The sequence below is a fragment of the Streptomyces sp. NPDC030862 genome (assembly GCF_055571835.1).
The window spans coordinates 548,467-568,525 of sequence record NZ_JBVIEN010000005.1 but is presented as its reverse complement, the minus strand read 5'-3'; the positions used below and the strand labels follow the sequence as shown (position 1 = coordinate 568,525).

The window sequence follows — 20,059 nt, the reverse complement described above, 5'->3', positions numbered from 1 at the left end:
GGGTCTTACTTCTCCTCGGTACGGGTGGACTGGGCGACGGCGGATTCGTTGCCGCCGAGCAGCAGGTAGAGGACGGCCATGCGGATGGAGACGCCGTTGGCGACCTGCTCCACGACCGTGCAGCGGTCCGAGTCGGCGACCTCGGCGGTGATCTCCATGCCGCGGACCATGGGGCCGGGGTGCATGACGATGGCGTGCTCCGGCATCTTCGCCATGCGCTCGCCGTCCAGGCCGTAGCGGCGGGAGTACTCGCGCTCGGTGGGGAAGAACGCGGCGTTCATGCGCTCGCGCTGGACGCGCAGCATCATCACGGCGTCGGACTTCGGCAGGGTGCTGTCGAGGTCGTACGACACCTCGCAGGGCCAGGTCTCGACGCCCACGGGCACGAGCGTGGGCGGGGCGACGAGGGTGACCTCGGCGCCGAGGGTGTGCAGCAGGTCGACGTTGGAGCGGGCGACCCGGCTGTGCAGGACGTCGCCGACGATCGTGATGCGCTTGCCTGCCAGGTCCTTGCCCAGGCCCGCGTCCCGGCCGACCAGGCGGCGGCGCATGGTGAAGGCGTCGAGCAGCGCCTGCGTGGGGTGCTGGTGGGTGCCGTCGCCGGCGTTGATGACGGCGGCGTCGATCCAGCCGGAGGTGGCCAGGCGGTACGGGGCGCCGGAGGCGCCGTGCCGGATGACGACGGCGTCGACGCCCATGGCCTCCAGGGTCTGCGCGGTGTCCTTGAGGGACTCGCCCTTGGAGACCGAGGAGCCCTTGGCGCTGAAGTTGATGACGTCGGCGGAGAGGCGCTTCTCGGCGGCCTCGAAGGAGATGCGGGTGCGGGTGGAGTCCTCGAAGAAGAGGTTGACCACGGTCCGGCCGCGCAGGGTGGGCAGCTTCTTGATCGGCCGGTCGGCGACCCGGGCCATCTCCTCGGCGGTGTCGAGGATGTGGACGGCGTCGTCGCGGGTGAGGTCGGCGGCCGAGATGAGGTGGCGCATCATCGGGGGTGTTTCTCCGGGTTCGTGGAGTTTCGTGGGCCGAGGCGAGTCCTGCTGCGGGGCCCTGGAGACGTGCGGGGGCGCAGCGAGGGCGCGCGCCGTACGAAGGAGGCGTACGGGACGCGCGTGCTACTGCTCGTCGGCGGCCGGGGCGGTCTCGCGGACGCCGAGCAGCACGGCGTCCCGGCCGTCCTCCTCGGCGAGCTGGACCTTGACCGTCTCCCGCAGCGACGTCGGGAGGTTCTTGCCGACGTAGTCGGCGCGGATGGGGAGCTCGCGGTGGCCGCGGTCGACGAGGACGGCGAGCTGGACGGCGCGGGGGCGGCCGAGGTCGCCGAGCGCGTCGAGGGCGGCGCGGATGGTGCGGCCGGAGAAGAGCACGTCGTCGACGAGGACGACCAGGCGGCCGTCGATGCCGTCACCGGGGATCTCGGTGCGGGCGAGCGCACGCGCCGGGCGCATGCGCAGGTCGTCGCGGTACATGGTGATGTCGAGGGAGCCGACCGGCACCGTGCGTCCGGTGATCTGGTCGAGTTTGTCGGCGAGACGGCGGGCGAGGAACACGCCGCGCGTGGGAATGCCGAGGAGGACCACGTCGTCGGCGCCCTTGGCACGTTCGACGATCTCGTGGGCGATACGGGTCAGAACCCGGGCGATGTCGGGGCCCTCGAGGACGGGGCGCGCGACATCGGACTGCTGAATGGCGTCCATACGAAACGGACCTCCTTCTCCGCCTCACGGGACGGACCTTAAAGGACGTCGGAATTGCGCCATCCACGGTACCAGCCCCCGGGGACTGCTCCCGCCCCCACCCCGTGAAGACGGTCGGTATGGACCATTCGGCTTGACGCAGCCAAGTAACGCTGCGTAACCTCACAGTGAGTTACCACTCTTCGTCCCGGGAGCTATATGTCCAGCGAATACGCAAAACAGCTCGGGGCCAAGCTCCGTGCCATCCGCACCCAGCAGGGCCTCTCCCTCCACGGGGTGGAGGAGAAGTCCCAGGGCCGCTGGAAGGCCGTCGTGGTCGGTTCGTACGAGCGCGGCGACCGCGCCGTGACCGTACAGCGCCTCGCCGAGCTGGCCGACTTCTATGGCGTCCCGGTGCAGGAGCTGCTGCCGGGCACCACGCCGGGCGGGGCCGCCGAGCCGCCGCCGAAGCTGGTCCTGGACCTGGAGCGCCTGGCGCACGTCCCCGCCGAGAAGGCGGGCCCGCTGCAGCGCTACGCCGCGACGATCCAGTCGCAGCGCGGTGACTACAACGGCAAGGTGCTCTCCATCCGCCAGGACGACCTGCGCACGCTCGCGGTGATCTACGACCAGTCGCCCTCGGTTCTCACCGAGCAGCTCATCAGCTGGGGCGTGCTGGACGCGGACGCGCGGCGGGCGGTCGCCCACGAAGAGGCCTGAGCCGGCCCTCTCCTCGTACGTACACGTCCGGTACGTCCGTACGCATCCGTACGCGTCCGTACACAGCAGAAACGTTGCCGCCGGGGGCGGCGGGACCTTGCGGGGTTCCTGCCGCGCCTGGCGGCTTTCGTATGCCGTGACGTACCCCCTGCCGCACCGGCGTACGCCGAAGGGCCCGCGGCGCTCGGCGGCGCTGCGGGCCCTTCGTACGGGCATACGGGCAGAGGGATCTCAGGCCCGGCGGAGGCTGGGCTTCAGGTCCTTGAAGCGGCCCAGGAGGCCGTTGACGAACGACGGGGAGTCATCGGTGGAGAACTCCTTGGCGAGCTGCACCGCCTCGTCGATCACCACGGCGTCCGGGGTGCCGTCCACCCACACCAGTTCGTACGCACCGAGGCGCAGGATGTTCCGGTCGACGACCGGCATGCGGTCGAGCGTCCAGCCCTCGGCGTAGGTGGAGATCAGCTCGTCGATGCGGGCCGCGTACGGCGCGTACCCCTCGACCAGCTCCATCGTGTACTCGCTGACCGGCGGCTGCCGGTCGTCCGACCGGGCGTGCCGGATCCAGTCCGCGAGGACCTCCTGCACGGACACGCCGCGCTGGTCGGCCTCGAAGAGGATCTGGAAGGCCCGCTTGCGGGCCTTGTTGCGGGCAGCCACGGTTAGCTGTTCACCCGGCCGAGGTAGTCGCTGGTGCGGGTGTCGACCTTGATCTTCTCACCGGTGGTGATGAAGAGCGGGACCTGGATCTGGTGGCCGGTCTCCAGGGTGGCGGGCTTGGTGCCACCGGTGGAGCGGTCGCCCTGGACGCCCGGCTCCGTCTCCTTGATGGTGAGCTCGACGGCGGCGGGGAGCTCGACGTACAGCACCTCGCCCTCGTGGGTGGCGACGGTGGCGGTGAAGCCCTCGATCAGGAAGTTGGCGGCGTCACCGACGGCCTTGCGGTCGACGTGCAGCTGGTCATACGTCTGCATGTCCATGAAGACGAAGTGCTCGCCGTCCATGTACGAGAACTGCATGTCGCGGCGGTCGACGGTGGCCGTCTCGACCTTCACACCGGCGTTGAAGGTCTTGTCGACGATCTTGCCGGAGAGCACGTTCTTGAGCTTGGTGCGCACGAAGGCCGGGCCCTTGCCGGGCTTGACGTGCTGGAACTCGACGACGGACCACAGCTGGTCGTTGTCGAGCTTGAGCACCATGCCGTTCTTGAGGTCGTTCGTGGTGGCCACGGTTGCGGAATCTCCTGGACTGACGCTGGTGGACGACCGAGGCGTGGTGCGTTGCGCGCCCGATTTAGGGTGCGAGCCCTAGAGCGCGAGCAGCTCCTTGGTCGTGATGGTGAGTAGCTCGGGTCCGCCGTCCGCCTCCTGGCGCACGACGAGCGTGTCATCGATCCGGACCCCGCCCCGGCCCGGGAGGTGGACCCCCGGTTCGACGGTGACCGGCACACAAGCGTCCAGTTTACCCATGGCGGCGGGTGCCAGCTGCGGGTCCTCCTCGATTTCGAGCCCGACTCCGTGTCCGAGGAAGGGCGCGACGGCGTCGCCGTACCCCGCCGCGTCCAGGATCTGGCGGGCGGCCCGGTCCACGTCGCGGTACGCGATGCCGGGGGCGAGGGTCTCCCGGGCGGCCCGCTGAGCGGCGAAGACGAGGTCGTACAGCTCGATCTGCCAGTCGGCGGGCGAGGTGCCGATGACGAAGGTGCGGCCGATCTCGCAGCGGTAGCCGCGGTAGTTCGCGCCGAGGCAGACGGAGAGGAAATCGCCCTCCTCGACGCGCCGGTCCGAGGGGCGGTGGCCGCCGCGGCCCGCGTGGGGGCCGGTGGCGACGGAGGTCGGGAAGGCGGGACCGTCGGCGCCGTGGTCGACGAGGCGGCGCTCCAGTTCGAGGGCGAGGTGGCGCTCGGTGCGGCCGACGAGGATCGACTCCAGGAGCTCGCCGAGGGCCTGATCGGTGATCTCGGCGGCGATCCGGAGGCAGGTGATCTCGTCCTCGTCCTTGACGATACGTTCCTGCTCGATGGCGCGGCCGAGATCGACGAGGCGCAGACGGGGCGCGACGGAGCCCATGGCGCGGTAGCGGGTGACGCTGAGGTGGTGCTCCTCGACGGCGAGCGTCTCCGCGCCCGCCTTGCCGGCGAAGTCGCAGGCGGCGACGGCGGGGTCGCCGCCGGAGGCCTGGAGCACGATCTGGCGCAGCTCCTCGTCGATGCGCCCCTCGGCCGGGTCGCCGGTGGGCGGGCGGGGGCACACCAGCACGTCGTCGTCGGCGCCGACGAGCAGGACGGCGCCGGGGGGCGAGCCGCCCGCGAGGTAGCGGACGTTCGCGGGACGGGAGACCAGAGCCGCCGCTGTGCCGGCCGCCGCGCACCGGTCGCGCAGCCGCCCGCGGCGGGCCGCATACACCTGTGACATGTCACGAGCCTACGAGCGCGCAGCCGAGGCGGCAGTTCGAGCAGGTCCGGACGGGGTGCGGCGACCGGGCGGGACGGGCGCGTACGCAGGTGGCCGCGGGCGGCCGCGGGTTCAGTACGCCGGGGGGCTGGCTATCGAGCGGGCCAGGATGTCGTCCAGGACGCGGGCCGTGGTCTCGACGTCGTACGTGGAGTTGTCGATGATGGGCAGGCCGGAGCCGTACCACCCGGCCATGCGGCCGTGGATGCCCGCGACCTCCTCGTCCGAGAGGCGCCGGTTGCCGGTGCGCTCGGCGTTGCGCTCCAGGACGATCTCCAGGCCCGGCAGGAGGACGACGGGCAGCAGGCCGGGGCCGACGTGGCGCTTCCAGCCGCCGAGGCCGACGACGGGGCGGTCGGGGAAGACGGCGTCGTCGAGGATGCAGGAGATGCCGTTGGCGAGGAAGTTGCGCGCGGCGAAGCCGCAGGTGCGGCGGGCGAGGCGGTACTGGGCCTCGGACTGGTCGTTCCAGCCGTCCTGGGGGTCGGCGAAGCCCGCGCAGACCCATTCGCGTACGTCGTCGAGGCTGATGTGCGCCGTGGGGACCTGGCGGTTCCTGGCCCAGTGGCGGGCCACCGTCGTCTTGCCCGCACCGGCCGGGCCGATGAGGAGGACGGCGAGCGTGGCGTTGCCGGTGCCGTGGCCGGTGTGCGGGGGGGTGGGGACGGCCACCGGGCCACCGGGCGGCAGCTGGATGTGACCGGTGGCGTCACGCGGAGGCGCGGCGGGCGAAGGCCCGGCGTGCGACGGCACGGCATGGGGCGGCCCGGCATGGGGCGGCCCGGCCTGCGGCGGCCCGGCCTGCGGAGCGGGGGCGGTCCAGCCCGCGGCGGGCGGGGTGTGCGGGATGGGCGGCGGCCCCGGTGGGGTGGGGGCGGGGGCCTGGGGGTGCTGGTGCTGGCTCATCCATGCGGCGGCTGCGTGCCCCGGCTGGTGGGGCGGCGGCAGCGGAGCCCCCACTGCGTGCTGCATCCGGTGCCACTCCATCTCGTCCGATCGGCGCTGGTCGGGCGGCCGTTGGGGCCTCCCGTTACCGAACCGTACCCTCCCCGGCCGCCACTATGGGAACGGCCGGGGAGCGCGTGGCCGTCAGGCCGTCAGTTCCTCGGCGAGCGCACGCAGGGCGAGGCGGTAGGAGCCGATCCCGAAGCCGGCGACGGTGCCGCTGGCCACGGCGGCCACCACGGAGGTGTGGCGGAACTCCTCGCGGGTGTACGGGTTGGAGATGTGCACCTCGATGAGCGGGGCGGTGCGCTGCGCGGCCGCGTCCCTCATGCCGTACGAGTAGTGCGTGAAGGCTCCGGGGTTGAGGACGACCGGGAGGGAGCCGTCGGCCGCCTCGTGGAGCCAGCGGATCATCTCGCCCTCGTCGTTCGTCTCGCGTACGTCCACGTCGAAGCCCAGCTCCTTGCCCAGGGTCTGGCAGGCGGAGACGAGTCCGGCGTAGGAGGTGGAGCCGTAGACGTCCGGTTCGCGCGAGCCGAGCCGGCCGAGGTTGGGGCCGTTGAGGACGAGGACCCGGCGGGCGGTCATGCGGAGACCTCCCCGTACGCGGCGACCAGGATGGCCGGATCCGGGCCTTCGAGGACCGTCGGCTTGGCGAGGCCGTCGAGCACGATGAAGCGCAGCAGGTCGCCGCGGGACTTCTTGTCGACCCTCATGGTCTCCAGCAGCTTGGGCCACTGGTCGCCGCGGTAGGTGAGGGGCAGGCCGACGGCCTCCAGGACCGTGCGGTGCCGGTCGGCGGTGGCGTCGTCCAGGCGGCCGGCGAGGCGGCCGAGCTCGGCGGCGAAGACCATGCCGACGGAGACGGCGGCGCCGTGGCGCCACTTGTAGCGCTCGTTCTTCTCGATGGCGTGCGCGAGGGTGTGGCCGTAGTTGAGGATCTCGCGCAGGCCCGACTCCTTGAGGTCGGACGAGACGACGTCGGCCTTGACGCGGATGGAGCGCTCGATGAGCTCCGCGGTGTGCGGGCCCTCGGGCGTGCGGGCGGCGGCCGGGTCGGCCTCGATCAGGTCGAGGATGACGGGGTCGGCGATGAAGCCGGCCTTGATGATCTCGGCCAGGCCGCTGACGTAGTCGTGGACCGGGAGGGAGTCGAGTGCGGCGAGGTCGCACAGGACGCCGGCGGGCGGGTGGAAGGCGCCGACGAGGTTCTTGCCCTCGGCGGTGTTGATGCCGGTCTTGCCGCCGACGGCCGCGTCGACCATCGCGAGGACCGTGGTGGGGACGGCGATCCAGCGCACGCCGCGCAGCCAGGTCGCCGCGACGAACCCGGCGAGGTCGGTGGTGGCGCCGCCGCCCACGCCGACGATGACGTCGGTGCGGGTGAAGCCCGTCTGGCCGAGCGCCTTCCAGCAGTAGGCGGCGACCTCGGCGGTCTTGGCCTCCTCGGCGTTCGGCACCTGGATGGCGACCGCCTCGTACCCCTGCTCGGCGAGGTCGGCGCGCAGGGCTTCGCCGGTCTCGGCGAGCGCCTCGGGGTGGATGACGGCGACGCGCTTGGCCCTGGGGCCGATGAGGCCGGGGAGTTCGCCGAGCAGGTGCCGGCCCACCAGTACCTCGTACGGGTCGGTGCCGGCGGTGCCGGCGACCTGGATGCGGGTCACTGCGTGGTCAGTCACTTCTGAAGCTCCAGTGCGTCGAGGACCGCCTGGGCGACCTCGTCGGGGGTCTTGTCGTCCGTGGCCACGACGACCCGGGCGACCTCGGTGTACAGGTGCCGCCGGGCCTCCATCAGCTCGCGCCACTGGCGGCGCGGGTTGACGGCGAGCAGCGGGCGGGCGGTGTTGAGGCCGACGCGGCGGACCGCTTCCTCGACGTCCATCGAGAGGTAGACGACCGGGAGCCCGGAGAGGAGCTCGCGGGTTCCGGCGTCGAGGACGGCGCCGCCGCCGAGGGCGAGGACGCCCGTGTGCTCGGCGACGGCGGCCCGTACGGCCTCGCGCTCCAGCGCGCGGAAGCGCTCCTCGCCGTCCTCGATGAAGATGTCGGAGATCTCTCGGCCCTCGGCGGCGACGATGTCGGCGTCGGTGTCCCGGTAGGACGTGTCGAGCCGCTCGGCGAGCAGCGCGCCCACGGTGGACTTGCCGGAGCCCATCGGCCCGACCAGGACGATCAGGGGGCCGGTGCTCACCGGATCTGGAGGTTGTCGAGGTACGACCGCACGTTGCGGCGGGTCTCGGTCACGCTGTCGCCGCCGAACTTCTCCGCGACCGCGTCCGCGAGGACCAGCGCCACCATCGCCTCCGCGACGATCCCGGCCGCCGGGACGGCGCAGACGTCGGAGCGCTGGTGGTGGGCCTGCGCCGCCTCACCGGTGGCCACGTCGACCGTGGCCAGCGCGCGCGGCACGGTCGCGATCGGCTTCATCGCCGCCCGCACCCGCAGCAGCTCACCCGTGGTCAGGCCGCCCTCCGTACCGCCGGAGCGGCCCGTGGTGCGCTTGATGCCCTCCGGCGTCGAGACGATCTCGTCGTGGGCCTTCGATCCGGGCACGCGGGCGAGCTCGAAACCGTCGCCGACCTCGACACCCTTGATGGCCTGGATGCCCATGAGCGCGGCGGCGAGACGGGCATCGAGACGGCGGTCCCAGTGGACGTGCGAGCCGAGGCCGACCGGCACGCCGTACGCGAGGACCTCGACCACGCCGCCGAGGGTGTCGCCGTCCTTGTGGGCCTGGTCGATCTCCGCGACCATCGCCTTCGACGCGTCCGCGTCCAGGCACCGCACCGGGTCCGCGTCCAGCTTCTCGACGTCGGCCGGGGTCGGGTACACCCCGTACGGCGCCTTCGCGGCGGCCAGCTCGACCACGTGGCTGACGATCTCGATGCCGGCCGTCTCCTTGAGGTAGGAGCGGGCCACGGCACCGAGGGCGACGCGGGCGGCGGTCTCCCGGGCGGAGGCGCGCTCCAGCACCGGACGGGCCTCGTCGAAGCCGTACTTCTGCATGCCGGCCAGGTCCGCGTGGCCGGGGCGGGGGCGGGTCAGCGGCGCGTTACGCGCCAGCTCGGCGAGCTCGGCCGGGTCGACCGGGTCGGCCGCCATGACCTTCTCCCACTTCGGCCACTCGGTGTTGCCCACCATGACCGCCACCGGGGAACCCATGGTCAGCCCGTGCCGCACACCGCCGAGGAAGGTCACCTCGTCCTGCTCGAACTTCATCCGCGCGCCGCGCCCATAGCCGAGGCGCCGCCGGGCCAGGTGGTCCGCCACCATCTCCGTGGTGATCGGGACACCGGCGGGAAGACCCTCCAGCGTCGCCACCAGTGCGGGGCCGTGCGACTCCCCCGCGGTCAGCCAGCGCAACCTGCTCAACGGTGCTCCTCATGCTCGCGCCTCGACTGCGACGGCGCGACCGGGTGCGCGGCCCTGGCCCGCCTTACCCCGATCCTCCCATGTCCCGGGCCTGGACCGGTCGACCGGTCCAGCAGGCGGACGCCGCTTTGGGCAAGATCAGGTGCGGAACCTGCGCCGGACCTTCACCACCAGGGCCGCCAGGACGCAGGCCACGACGATCCCGCAGAAGACCAGCGTGACCCAGTCGGGCAGCAGGGCGAGGATGCCCCGGGCGATCGCGGCGCCGTTCGACGCGGCCAGCGGCTGCCCGTGGTCCACCAGCTCGTTGTCCATGCCGTGCTCCGCCTCGTTCGGGTGATCGAACGGATCCTAAGGGGTGCGGAGACCTAGTGGGCGCCGAGGGCCTGCTCCCCCGCGGCCCGCATGGCCGCCAGCGGGGCCGGGGTCAGGCCGGTCATCTGCTCGACCTGGAGCACGGCCTGGTGGACGAGCAGGTCCAGACCGCCCACGACGGCACCGCCGCGCGCGGCCCAGGCGGCCGCCAGGGCCGTCGGCCACGGGTCGTACAGCACGTCGAAGAGGGTGCCCGGCCGGTCGGGGACCGCGGCGGCGAGCGCGTCGGTCGTCCCGGCGGGCGTGGTGGCGATGACGAGCGGCGCCCGGAAGGCTTCGGCGGCGTCGCTCCAGGGGCCGGTACGGACCTGGACGCCGAGCCGCTCGCCCCAGACGCGCATCTCGGCGGCGCGGGCCTCGCTGCGTACGTACGCGGTGACGGGCCCGGCGCAGATGCGGGACAGCGCGGCGAGCGCGGAGGAGGCGGTGGCGCCCGCGCCGAGGATCGCGGCGGAGTCGACCCGCTCCACACCGCGCTCCCGCAGGGCGGCGACCATGCCCGGGATGTCGGTGTTGCCGCCGACGCGGCGGCCGTCGGCGGTGAGGACCACGGTGTTGACGGCCTCCACCGACGCCGCGGTCTCGGTGATCTCGTCGAGGAGCGGTATGACGGCCCGCTTCAGCGGCATGGTCAGCGACAGCCCCGCCCAGGTCTCGTCCATCCTCTCGAAGAACCCGGGGAGCGCGGTCTCGTCCACGTCGTACCGGTCGTACGTCCAGTGGGTGAGGCCGAGCTCCGCGTAGGCGGCCCGGTGGAGGACCGGGGAGAGGGAGTGGGCGATGGGCGATCCGAGGACGGCGGCCCTGCGCGGGTCAGTCCCTGCCCTTGCTGTCATTGAATTTATCCTTCAGTTTCAGGAATTCGTCGTGCGTCTTGGCGAATTCCGTCTTGTTCATGCCGTCCGTGGCGACGAAGTACATCCAGCCTTCCTTCGTCGGGTCCATGGCGGCTTCCAGCGCCTCGATCCCGGGATTGCTGATCGGCCCGGGGGTGAGGCCCTTCTGGGTGTACGTGTTGTACGGGTCCTGGTTGCTGTTGATCTCGGATTCGCTGATGTCGATGTTGCTCTCGCCCTGGAGGTAGTTGAAGGCGGAGTCGAACTGCAGCAGCTGGTTGGTCTCGGTGTTGGTGGGCTTGAGGCGGTTGTACACGACCTCGCTCATCCGGCGGAAGTCGTCGTCCGTCTTGCCCTCGACCTGGACCAGGCTGGCGACCGTGAGCAGCTCCCAAGGGCTCTTGAGACCGAGGGTCTTGGCCTTGCCCTCCAGGTCGGCCTTGATGTACTCGGCCTTGGCGCGGGCGACCATCTTCTTGAGGACGTCCTCCGGCTTGGCGCCCTTCGCGACCGGATAGCTCGCCGGGAAGAGGAACCCTTCCAGCGGGTCCTTGACGTTGCGGTGGCCGGTCGCCCAGGTCGGGAGGCCGAGGTTCTTCGCCTCCGCTGCCGCCACCGCTTCGGTGGTTCCGGCCTTCAGCTGGAGCTTTTTGTCGATCTGCTCGTAGACCCAGGCGTTGCGTCTGCCCTCGGGGATGATGAGGGTGCTCTGGCTCTGCGGATTCAGCATCAGTTCGACGGCGCTCGTCGCCGACATACCCTTCTTGAGGGTGTAGACGCCCGCCTGGATGTTCTTGCCCTTGGGGTGCTTGCTCTGCGCGGAGACGAAAGCGCCCTGGCTCTTCACGACGCCGTTCTTGACGAGGATGCTGCCGATCTCGTACCCGCCGGCGCCCTGCGGGATGGTCACCTGGACGGTCTCGCTGGTGCCCGTGCCCTCGAAGTCGGGGGCCGCGCCGAACTGGCTCTGCCAGAACTGGTAGCCGAAGTACGCGACACCGCCCGCACCGCCCACCAGCACGAGGGCGACGACGAGGCAGGCCACGCCGTTGCGGCTCTTGCGCTTCTTCGCCTTCGTGGAGTCCTTGGCGCCCTTGGCGTTCCTCGACCGGCCGCGGCGCTCGCTCCGGGTGGACGCGGGGTCGTCGGCCTCGGGGTCATCGCGGTCGGCGTCGTCGCCGTCGCCGTTCGAGAAGAACGGGTGGTTCTCCTCCTCGGGCTCGGGCTCCCGCTCCTCCTCGTACGAGGGCTCCGGGTCGGCCGGCCGCCGCTGGCCCGGGGGCTGCGGCGGCGGGTAGGCCTCGGGGGTGCGGTAGGGGTCCGGTTCGCCACCGCCGTACGGGGGGGCCGGGGCAGGCGGGGCGCCATACGGCATCGCCGCCTGCTGGCCCGTGTCCCAACCCCCGTCGTACTGCTGGCCGTTGAACTGCTGTCCGCCGTACGGCTGCCCGGTGTACTGCTGACCGTCGTACTGGCGGCCGTCGTACTGCTGGGCGCCGTATGCGGCGTGCTCCTGGTACTGGTACTGCTGCTGGTTGCCGTACGGCTGCGCGTGCGGCTCCGGATGCACCTGCGGCTGCTGGTGCGGCTGGGGGTGTTGCGAGCCGTCGGCCTGCTGACCTCTCCACCCCTGGTCCCCGTACAGCGGGTCCTCGGGGTGCCACGGTTCGGAGCCGGGGCCCCGTCCATATCCAGTCATCGATCCCCAAACGGCCGCGAGGCTTCCGGACATCCGCCTCTACGTAGTGCAGCGCTTGTTCGAACGCGCCGTATCGCGCGGAACGTTACCGTATCGCGATCAGATGACCACTTCGACGCTCTCACCGGGCGGATTACCGGATACCCGTTCGGACTCAAGAGCGTTCTGGAGGATGATCACAGCGGCTGCCTGGTCGATCACAGACCGGCCCTTTTTGGACTTCACGCCCGATGCGCGGAGTCCCTGAGTGGCCGTCACTGTGGTCATCCTCTCGTCCACCAGCCGCACCGGCACGGGCGCGACCGAGCGGGCGAGCACCTGGGCGAAGGCCCGGACCTTGGCCGCCGCCGGGCCCTCGCCCCCGCTGAGGGAGCGAGGGAGCCCGACGACGATCTCGATCGGTTCGTACTCCTCGGCGATCTGCCGCAGCCGCCGGTGCGCGGCCGGGACGTCCCGTCCCGGCACGGTCTCCACCGGCGTCGCGAGGACCCCGTCGGGGTCGCACGAGGCGACCCCGATCCGGGCGTCCCCGACGTCTATCGCGAGGCGACGGCCGCGTCGCATCAGGCCGTTTCCGCGACGAGCCGCTCGACGGCCTCGACGGCCTCGCCGATCGCCTCGACGTTCTGGCCACCGCCCTGGGCGACGTCCGGCTTGCCGCCACCGCCACCGCCGAGGGTCTTGGCGGCCGTACGGACCAGCTCACCGGCCTTCAGACCGCGCTCGCGGGCGGCCTCGTTGGTGGCGATGACCGTCAGGGGGCGGCCGTTGGCGGTGGTGAACAGGGCGACCACGGCCGGGCGGTCACCCGGGATGCGGCCGCGGACGTCGAGGACCAGCTTGCGCAGGTCGTCGGCGGACGTGCCGTCCGGCACCTGACCGGTCACCACGGCCACGCCGCGGACGTCCTTGGCGCCCTGGGCGAGCCCGGCGGCGGCCTGGAGGACCTTCTCCGCGCGGAACTTCTCGATCTCCTTCTCGGCGTCCTTCAGCTTGCCGAGCATGGCGGAGATCTTGTCCGGCAGCTCTTCGGGGCGGCCCTTGACCAGCTCCTGGAGCTGGGCGACGACCGTGTGCTCCTTGGCGAGGAAGTGGTACGCGTCGACGCCGACGAGGGCCTCGATGCGGCGCACGCCCGAGCCGATCGAGGACTCGCCGAGCAGCTTCACCAGACCCAGCTGGGCGGTGTTGTGGACGTGCGTACCGCCGCACAGCTCCTTGGAGAAGTCGCCGATGGTGACGACGCGGACCTTCTCGCCGTACTTCTCGCCGAACTCGGCGATGGCGCCCTGGCGCTTGGCCTCGTCGATCGGCATGACCTCGGCGTGCACGTCGAGCTCGCGGGCGAGGACCTCGTTGATCTTCTGCTCGACGTCGGTCATGACGGCCTGCGGCACGGCGGACGGCGAACCGAAGTCGAACCGGAACCGGCCGGGCTGGTTCTCCGAACCGGCCTGGGCGGCCGTCGGGCCGAGGGCGTCGCGCAGCGCCTGGTGGGTGAGGTGGGTGGCGCTGTGGGCGCGGGCGATGGCCCGGCGGCGCTTGACGTCGATCGTGGCGTACGCCGTGGAGCCCACGGTCACCTCGCCGACCTGCACCGATCCCTTGTGGACGGAGACGCCCGGGACCGGCTGCTGGACGTCGCGCACCTCGATGACGGCACCGCTGTGCAGCCTGATGCGGCCGGTGTCGGCGATCTGGCCGCCGCCTTCGGCGTAGAAGGGGGTGCGGTCGAGGACGACCTCGACCTCGTCGCCCTCGGTGGCGGCGGGCGACGACACACCGTTGACGAGCAGGCCGACGACGGTCGTCTCGCCCTCGGTGTTGGTGTAGCCCACGAACTCGGTGGCGCCGGCGGAGTCGGCGATCGCACGGTAGGCGGAGACGTCGGCGTGGCCGGTCTTCTTGGCCTGGGCGTCGGCCTTGGCGCGCTCCCGCTGCTCCTTCATCAGGCGGCGGAAGCCCTCCTCGTCCACGGAGAGGCCCTGCTCGGCGGCCATCTCCAGGGTGAGGTCGATCGGGAAGCCCCAGGTGTCGTGGAGCAGGAACGCCTTGTCGCCGGAGAGGACCGTGCCACCGGCGGCCTTGGTCTCGGTCACGGCCGTGTCGAGGATGTTGGTACCGCCCTTGAGGGCCTTGAGGAACGCGGCCTCCTCGGCGAGCGCGACGGTCTCGATGCGCTTGCGGTCGGTCTCCAGCTCCGGGTACTGCTCGCCCATCGTGCGGATGACGGTGTCCACGAGCTCGCCGACGACCGGGCCCGAGGCGCCCAGCAGGCGCATGTTGCGGACGGCGCGGCGCATGATGCGGCGCAGCACGTAGCCGCGGCCTTCGTTGCCGGGGGTGACGCCGTCGCCGATGAGCATCACGGAGGTGCGCATGTGGTCGGCAACCACACGGAGCGAGACGTCGCTCTCCTGGGCCTGGCCGTAGCGCACACCGGTCAGCTCGGTGGCCTTGTCGATGACGACCTTCAGGGTGTCGGTCTCGTACATGTTCCGTACGCCCTGGAGGATCATCGCCAGGCGCTCCATGCCGAGGCCCGTGTCGATGTTCTTCGACGGGAGGTCGCCGAGGATGGGGTAGTCCTTGCCCCGGCCCTCGCCGCGCTCGTACTGCATGAAGACGAGGTTCCAGATCTCGACGTACCGCTCGTCGTTGACGGCCGGGCCGCCCTCGACGCCGAACTCCGGGCCGCGGTCGTAGTTGATCTCGGAGCAGGGACCGCAGGGGCCCGGGACGCCCATGTCCCAGAAGTTGTCCTTCTTGCCCAGGCGCTGGATCCGCTCGGCGGGGACGCCGACGACGTCGCGCCAGATCTGCTCGGCCTCGTCGTCGTCCTGGTAGACGGTGATCCAGAGCTTCTCCGGGTCGAGGCCGTAGCCGCCGTGCTCGACGGAGCTGGTCAGCAGCTCCCAGGCGAGCTTGATGGCGCCTTCCTTGAAGTAGTCGCCGAAGGAGAAGTTGCCGCACATCTGGAAGAACGTGCCGTGCCGGGTGGTCTTGCCGACCTCCTCGATGTCCGGCGTCCGCACGCACTTCTGGACGCTGGCGGCGCGCGGGAACGGCGGCTTGACCTCACCCAGGAAGTACGGCTTGAACGGGACCATGCCCGCGGGGACGAGGAGCAGAGTCGGGTCGTCCGCGATGAGCGACGCCGAAGGGACGACGGTGTGCCCGCGCTCCTCGAAGAAGCTCAGCCAGCGACGGCGGATTTCAGCCGACTCCATCAGTGGTCCTCATTCCGGTTGTACGAGTGGTGGTGGGGATACGGGTGGTGCGGGTCGCGCCGGTCCGGATCCGGGTCCGGGCGCCGCGCGCCGGGGTCCAGCGCCGCCGCCCGGCGCGGGGCCGGGAGGGCGTGGTCGTCGACCGGCGCCTGGAGGCCCAGGGCCTCGCCCAGTTCGGCCTCGCGCTGGAGCATGCCCGCGCGGACGTCGAGCGCGAAGTCCTTGAGCCGGTGGCCGGTCTCGATCGCCTTGTCGGCGGCCTGCGCGGCGAGGCTCTCGGGGGTCAGCTGCTTCAGCTTGCGGTTGACCTTGGTGGTGGCCCACACGCCGGCTGCTGCGCCCGCGGTGAACCAGAAAGCACGGCGGAACATCCCTGCGTCAGCCCTTTCGGTTCTTCCTGCTGCTCCGGGCCGACGGCACCGTACGGCCGACGACGACCGTGCGCCGGGGCTGCTCGGCCGGCTTGTCGTTCTTGTTCCGGCTCATCGCCCGGCGTACGCCGTAGCCGAACGCCGCGACCTTGACCAGCGGTCCGCCGAACGTCGAGGCGACCGTCGTGGAGAGTGCGGACGCGTTGGAGGTGACCTCCTGGACGTCCGTCGCGATGGCGTCGACCCGGTCGAGCTGGGTCTGCGCGGCGCGCACGGTCGCGGAGGCGTCGGCCAGTAGCGGAACCGCCTGCTCCGTCACCTCCGCCACGAGCCGGGTGGTCGCCTTCAGCGTCTGGGCCAGCCTCACCAGCACCACGGCCAGGAAGGAGACCAGGATCGCCCAGAAGACGGCCACCAGAATCCCGGCAACCTCTCCACCGGTCACAGCGCACCGCTCTCTCAATGGATGCTTCGAAAGTCGTTATCCGAGCCTATCGCGCCCGCCCGCGCTCCCCGAACCGCATTACGCGTGGCCCGAGCGGGAGAGGGGGACGGGCTCCTTCGGAGCCGTTCCGTCCGATTGTACGGAGTGCACCTGGCTCGGTACCCTCCGTGTTTCATGCGACGCAGCAACCTTCCGGCAGAGCTGAACCGGTTCGTCGGGCGTGAGGACGAACTCGACGAGCTGCGGCGGCTCCTGGCGGAGTTTCGGCTCGTGACGGTGGTGGGCGTCGGCGGGGTGGGAAAGTCCCGGCTGGCGCTGCGCGTCGCGGCGACCGTGGCCGAGGAGCCCGCCGACGGCGTTGCCGACGGGCTCGGTGACGGGCTCAACGGCGGGCGCGGCGGCGGACTCGGCGGCGGCGTGGCGAAACGCTCCTGCGACGAGGTCCGGCTGGCCGGGCTCGCCACCCTGCGGGACGCGGGGCTGCTGGAACACGCGCTGATGGAGGCGCTTGGCCTGACCGACCACACGCGCCGGCCGCCGCGCGAGGTGCTGGTGGAGCACCTCGCCGAGCGGCGGCTGCTGCTCGTCCTGGACGGCTTCGAGCACCTCGTGGAGGGGTGCGCCGCGCTCGTACGGGAACTGCTGTGCCGGGCGCCGGGGCTGACCGTGCTGGCCGCCGGGCGCAGGCCGCTGCGGATCGACGGCGAGGCGGTGCTGCCGCTGGCGCCGATGTCCGACGCCGACGCGGTGCGGCTGTTCCTCGACCGGGCCGCGGCGGCCGTGCCCGGCTTCCGGGCCGCCGACCCCTGCGCCGTACGGGAGCTGTGCCGCCGCCTGGACGGGATCCCGCTGGCGCTGGAACTGGCGGCGGGGCGGCTGCCGGCGCTCGGCCTGGAGGGCCTGCTGCACCGGTTGGACGACCGGTTCCGGCTGCTGACCTGTGGGGCCAGGGGCGAGCTCGCGCGCCACCGCACGCTGCGGACCGCCATCGGCTGGAGCCATGAGCTGTGCACGCCGGAGGAGCGGCTGCTGTGGGCGCGGCTGTCGGTCTTCGCCGGGCCGTTCGACCTGGACGCCGTCGAGTACGTGTGCGCCGGCCCGCAGCTGCCCGCCGAGCGGGTGCTGGACGTGCTCGGGGAACTGCTGGCCCAGTCCGTGGTGGTGCGCGAGGACACGGCGGCGGGCGTGCGGTACCGGATGCTCGACACGGTCCGGGCGTACGGCGCCGAGTGGCTGGCCGCGCTCGGCGACGAGGAGCGGCTGCGGCGGCGGCACCGCGACTGGTACCTGGGCCTGGCCGCCTGGTGCGAGCTGGACTGGTTCGGCCCGCGCCAGGCCGAGGTCGCGGCCTGCACCGACAGCGCCCTGCCCGATCTGCGCGCCGCGCTGGAGCTGTGCCTGGAGGAGCCGGGGGAAGCGCACCTGGCGCAGCACCTCGCCGGGACGCTGTGGTTCTACTGGGTGGGCTGCGGGCGGCTCGCGGAGGGCCGGCACTGGCTGGACCGGGCCGTGGCGCTGGAGTCCCGCCACGGCGAGGCGCGGCTGAAGGCGCTGTGGGTGCTGGGGTACGTCGCGATCCTCCAGGGCGACAACACGGCGGCGATGGCGGCGCTGTACACCTGCGAGGAGGACGCGGCACGTTCGGGCAGCGCGCTGGCGGCCGCGTACGCCACCCACCGGATGGGCTGTCTGGCGCTGGTCTCGGACGACATGCCGCACGCCGAGGAGCTGCTGGGGCGGGCGCAGGACGCCTACCGGGCGCTGGGCGAGCTCAACAGCCAGGTGCTGATGGGCCAGGTGGAACTGGCCATGGCGAAGGTGTTCCTGGGCGACCTGGACGGTGCGGTGGCGCTGTGCCGGGAGGTACGCGTGGTCTGCGAGGAGCGCGGCGAGCGGTGGACCCGGGCGTACGCGCTGTACGTCCTGGCCTACGCGGCCTGGACGCGCGGTGAGCACGGCGAGGCGCGGGGCCTGCTCGGCGAGTGCATCGCCATCGACCACGCGTTCCACGACCTGGTCGGCCTGGTGCTGGCGGTGGAGCTGCTCGCCCTGGTGACGGCGAGCGAGGGCGATCCGGCGGAGGCCGCGGTGCTCCAGGGCGCGGCCGCGCCGATGTGGGAGGCGGTCGGTCTGCCCCTGTTCGGCTCCGGCTACTTCGGCGCGCCCCGCGCCCTGTGCGAACAGCGGGCGACCGAGCTGCTGGGCGCGGAGCGGTACCGCGGGTACGAGGCGGAGGGGCGGGCCCTGTCCCTGGAGGCGGCGGTGGCGCGGGCGCTGGCGGGCGGACCGGAGGCGCGGGCGCGTTCGGCGCCACCGGCCTGAGCGCGGTGGGGCCGCGGACCGCGGCCGGGAAACGCGGAGAGCCCGCCGCCTCCCGTTGGGGAGGCGGCGGGCTCGAAGCCGGTGAGGGCTACGCCTGCGTCAGCGGGCGTAGTACTCGACGACCAGCTGCTCGTCGCAGATGACCGGGATTTCCTTGCGGTTCGGCTCGCGGTCCAGGCGGAAGGCCAGGGCCTTCAGGTTGACCTGGAGGTAGCGCGGGGTCTCACCGTCGGGGGCGAAGCCACCCTCGCGGGCGACCTGGAACAGCGTCTTGCTGCGGCTGCGCTCGCGGACCATGACGACGTCGTCGGGGCGCACGCGGAAGGACGGCTTGTCGACCTTGCCGCCGTTGACCTCGATGTGGCCGTGGACGACCATCTGGCGGGCCTGGTAGATGGTGCGGGCGATGCCCGAACGCAGGACCAGGGCGTCGAGGCGGCGCTCGAGCTCGACGACCAGCGCCTCGCCCGTCTTGCCCTCGGCCTTCTTGGCGCGGTCGTAGGCGCGCGCCATCTGGCGCTCGCTGATGTCGTACTGGGCGCGCAGACGCTGCTTCTCGAGCAGACGGACCTTGTAGTCCGAGTTCTGCTTGCGGCCACGGCCGTGCTCACCCGGCGGGTAGGGGCGAGCCTCGAAGTACTTGACGGCCTTCGGCGTCAGCGCGATACCGAGCGCACGGGACTTCTTGACCTTGGGACGCGACTGGTTAGGCACGTTCTCCAGACCTCCGATATAGGTTAGGTTAGGCTTACCTTAATCAAGGAGATCGCATGTCGAGCCCTGGGAACACCACGCGCATCACAGACAGCAGCACAAAGAGCGACACTCCTGCCTCGCAGAGTGTCGATGTGACGGAGGTCCGATCAGCTCATGGTCAGCCGCGTCCCAGCGGGCTTGAAATCGCCCGGATGCCGTCAGCAGCCGAGCGCACACGAACTCTCGTACAGAGTACATGCTCCGCGGTGCTGATCGCGCCCGGGACCGACGGCGCCCGCCCCGAGCAGCTGGTGCCCGACGCGCGGACCGTCGGCACCGAGGGCGAGGTCTTCCTGCTGTACCCCGCCGACTCCCCGGCCGTACGGGCCGCGACGCACGCGCAGGACGACGAGCTGCCCGCCGTACTGGAGCTGACCGACGTCGCCCCGGTCGCCGTCCCGGACCGGATCCGTGGCCGCGCCTGGGTCTCCGGCTGGCTGACCTGCGCGCCCGGCATCGCCGCCCCCGGCCACATGATGCTGCGCCTGGAGGTCGGCGAGGTGTACGTCGACGACCTGTGGGGCGACGCGACGGTCGGCCCCGAGGCCTTCGCGGCCGCCCGGCCCGACCCGCTCGCCGCGTACGAGACCGAACTGCTCCAGCACCTGGCCGCCGCCCACGACGACCACGTCCAGGACCTGAGCACCCTGCTCGGCCGCGAGGACGCCCAGGACGCGCAGCACGCGCAGGAGGTGGAGCGTGTGGTGCCGCTCGCGCTGGACCGGTTCGGGCTGCGGGTGCGGTGCCGGGACACCGCCGGGCGTTGCTTCGACGCGCGCTTCGACTTCCCCGCGCCCGTGCGCGACGTCGACGGGCTGCGGCGGGCCATGCACACCCTCTTCCAGGCCGCGCGGAGCTGACA

The 20,059-nt window shown here is 71.9% G+C and carries 21 protein-coding genes; 3 read left to right on the top strand and 18 right to left on the bottom strand.

Going from position 1 to position 20,059, the window contains the following annotated elements; all coding sequences use genetic code 11:
* Nucleotides 1-5: 5 nt before the first annotated feature.
* Both ACZ42X_RS17150 and pyrR read right to left on the bottom strand, forming a co-directional pair.
* Entirely contained in the window at nt 6-986 is a 981-nt protein-coding gene (locus ACZ42X_RS17150; protein ID WP_468290086.1) for an aspartate carbamoyltransferase catalytic subunit, read from the bottom strand.
* A 126-nt stretch (nt 987-1,112) separates the two neighbouring features.
* Nucleotides 1,113-1,694, bottom strand: a complete 582-nt coding sequence (gene pyrR, locus ACZ42X_RS17145; protein WP_468290083.1) for a bifunctional pyr operon transcriptional regulator/uracil phosphoribosyltransferase PyrR — start codon at nt 1,692-1,694, stop codon at nt 1,113-1,115.
* A gap of 198 nt (nt 1,695-1,892) precedes the next feature.
* Between pyrR and bldD the strand changes: the two genes are divergently transcribed.
* Complete coding sequence (bldD, locus tag ACZ42X_RS17140) at nt 1,893-2,393, top strand: transcriptional regulator BldD (RefSeq protein ID WP_064068023.1); 501 nt, start codon at nt 1,893-1,895, stop codon at nt 2,391-2,393.
* 231 nt (nt 2,394-2,624) lie between these two features.
* Here bldD and nusB read toward each other — a convergent pair whose 3' ends face one another.
* The 15 genes from nusB to ACZ42X_RS17065 form a co-directional block, all read right to left on the bottom strand.
* Nucleotides 2,625-3,053, bottom strand: a complete 429-nt coding sequence (gene nusB, locus ACZ42X_RS17135) for a transcription antitermination factor NusB (RefSeq protein ID WP_355365527.1) — start codon at nt 3,051-3,053, stop codon at nt 2,625-2,627.
* 2 nt (nt 3,054-3,055) lie between these two features.
* Entirely contained in the window at nt 3,056-3,622 is a 567-nt protein-coding gene (gene efp / locus ACZ42X_RS17130) for an elongation factor P (RefSeq protein ID WP_355365530.1), read from the bottom strand.
* Between the two features lie 78 nt (nt 3,623-3,700).
* Nucleotides 3,701-4,807 carry an aminopeptidase P family protein gene (locus ACZ42X_RS17125; RefSeq protein ID WP_468290078.1) on the bottom strand — a complete coding sequence of 369 codons (1,107 nt, stop codon included), beginning with the start codon at nt 4,805-4,807 and terminating at the stop codon, nt 3,701-3,703.
* A gap of 111 nt (nt 4,808-4,918) precedes the next feature.
* Entirely contained in the window at nt 4,919-5,818 is a 900-nt protein-coding gene (locus ACZ42X_RS17120; RefSeq protein WP_468290075.1) for a Pro-rich N-terminal domain-containing protein, read from the bottom strand.
* A gap of 117 nt (nt 5,819-5,935) precedes the next feature.
* A complete protein-coding gene (gene aroQ / locus ACZ42X_RS17115) occupies nt 5,936-6,379 on the bottom strand; it encodes a type II 3-dehydroquinate dehydratase (RefSeq protein ID WP_361428808.1) in 444 nt (147 codons plus the stop codon).
* Nucleotides 6,376-7,470 (bottom strand): 3-dehydroquinate synthase, encoded by a 1,095-nt coding sequence (gene aroB, locus ACZ42X_RS17110; RefSeq protein ID WP_468290072.1) that lies wholly within the window; start codon nt 7,468-7,470, stop codon nt 6,376-6,378. The genes aroQ and aroB overlap by 4 nt, the downstream gene beginning before the upstream one ends.
* Nucleotides 7,467-7,982 (bottom strand): shikimate kinase, encoded by a 516-nt coding sequence (locus ACZ42X_RS17105; RefSeq protein ID WP_468290069.1) that lies wholly within the window; start codon nt 7,980-7,982, stop codon nt 7,467-7,469. Before ACZ42X_RS17105 ends, aroB begins: the two co-directional genes overlap by 4 nt.
* A complete protein-coding gene (gene aroC, locus ACZ42X_RS17100) occupies nt 7,979-9,163 on the bottom strand; it encodes a chorismate synthase (RefSeq protein WP_468290066.1) in 1,185 nt (394 codons plus the stop codon). The genes ACZ42X_RS17105 and aroC overlap by 4 nt, the downstream gene beginning before the upstream one ends.
* Before the next feature lie 138 nt (nt 9,164-9,301).
* Nucleotides 9,302-9,478, bottom strand: a complete 177-nt coding sequence (locus tag ACZ42X_RS17095; protein WP_468290063.1) for a hypothetical protein — start codon at nt 9,476-9,478, stop codon at nt 9,302-9,304.
* Between the two features lie 53 nt (nt 9,479-9,531).
* Nucleotides 9,532-10,374, bottom strand: coding sequence for a shikimate dehydrogenase (locus ACZ42X_RS17090; RefSeq protein ID WP_468290060.1), 843 nt, complete (start codon nt 10,372-10,374; stop codon nt 9,532-9,534).
* Nucleotides 10,352-12,073: an endolytic transglycosylase MltG gene (mltG, locus tag ACZ42X_RS17085; protein WP_468290057.1), complete on the bottom strand. Its 1,722-nt coding sequence runs from the start codon at nt 12,071-12,073 to the stop codon at nt 10,352-10,354. Before mltG ends, ACZ42X_RS17090 begins: the two co-directional genes overlap by 23 nt.
* A 99-nt stretch (nt 12,074-12,172) precedes the next feature.
* Nucleotides 12,173-12,637: a Holliday junction resolvase RuvX gene (gene ruvX, locus ACZ42X_RS17080; RefSeq protein WP_361428821.1), complete on the bottom strand. Its 465-nt coding sequence runs from the start codon at nt 12,635-12,637 to the stop codon at nt 12,173-12,175.
* Complete coding sequence (alaS, locus tag ACZ42X_RS17075; protein WP_468290055.1) at nt 12,637-15,303, bottom strand: alanine--tRNA ligase; 2,667 nt, start codon at nt 15,301-15,303, stop codon at nt 12,637-12,639. The genes ruvX and alaS overlap by 1 nt, the downstream gene beginning before the upstream one ends.
* Nucleotides 15,303-15,674, bottom strand: a complete 372-nt coding sequence (locus ACZ42X_RS17070; protein WP_468290053.1) for a DUF6167 family protein — start codon at nt 15,672-15,674, stop codon at nt 15,303-15,305. The genes alaS and ACZ42X_RS17070 overlap by 1 nt, the downstream gene beginning before the upstream one ends.
* A gap of 7 nt (nt 15,675-15,681) precedes the next feature.
* Nucleotides 15,682-16,119 (bottom strand): DUF948 domain-containing protein, encoded by a 438-nt coding sequence (locus ACZ42X_RS17065; protein ID WP_361428827.1) that lies wholly within the window; start codon nt 16,117-16,119, stop codon nt 15,682-15,684.
* 174 nt (nt 16,120-16,293) lie between these two features.
* On the opposite strand from ACZ42X_RS17065, the gene ACZ42X_RS17060 reads away from it, so the two are divergent.
* Complete coding sequence (locus tag ACZ42X_RS17060; protein ID WP_468290050.1) at nt 16,294-18,441, top strand: ATP-binding protein; 2,148 nt, start codon at nt 16,294-16,296, stop codon at nt 18,439-18,441.
* Between the two features lie 99 nt (nt 18,442-18,540).
* Here the strand turns inward: ACZ42X_RS17060 and rpsD are convergent, their stop codons facing one another.
* Nucleotides 18,541-19,155 carry a 30S ribosomal protein S4 gene (gene rpsD / locus ACZ42X_RS17055; RefSeq protein ID WP_064068039.1) on the bottom strand — a complete coding sequence of 205 codons (615 nt, stop codon included), beginning with the start codon at nt 19,153-19,155 and terminating at the stop codon, nt 18,541-18,543.
* A gap of 194 nt (nt 19,156-19,349) precedes the next feature.
* On the opposite strand from rpsD, the gene ACZ42X_RS17050 reads away from it, so the two are divergent.
* Nucleotides 19,350-20,057 (top strand): DUF2470 domain-containing protein, encoded by a 708-nt coding sequence (locus ACZ42X_RS17050; protein WP_468290047.1) that lies wholly within the window; start codon nt 19,350-19,352, stop codon nt 20,055-20,057.
* The last annotated feature ends 2 nt before the right edge of the window (nt 20,058-20,059 follow it).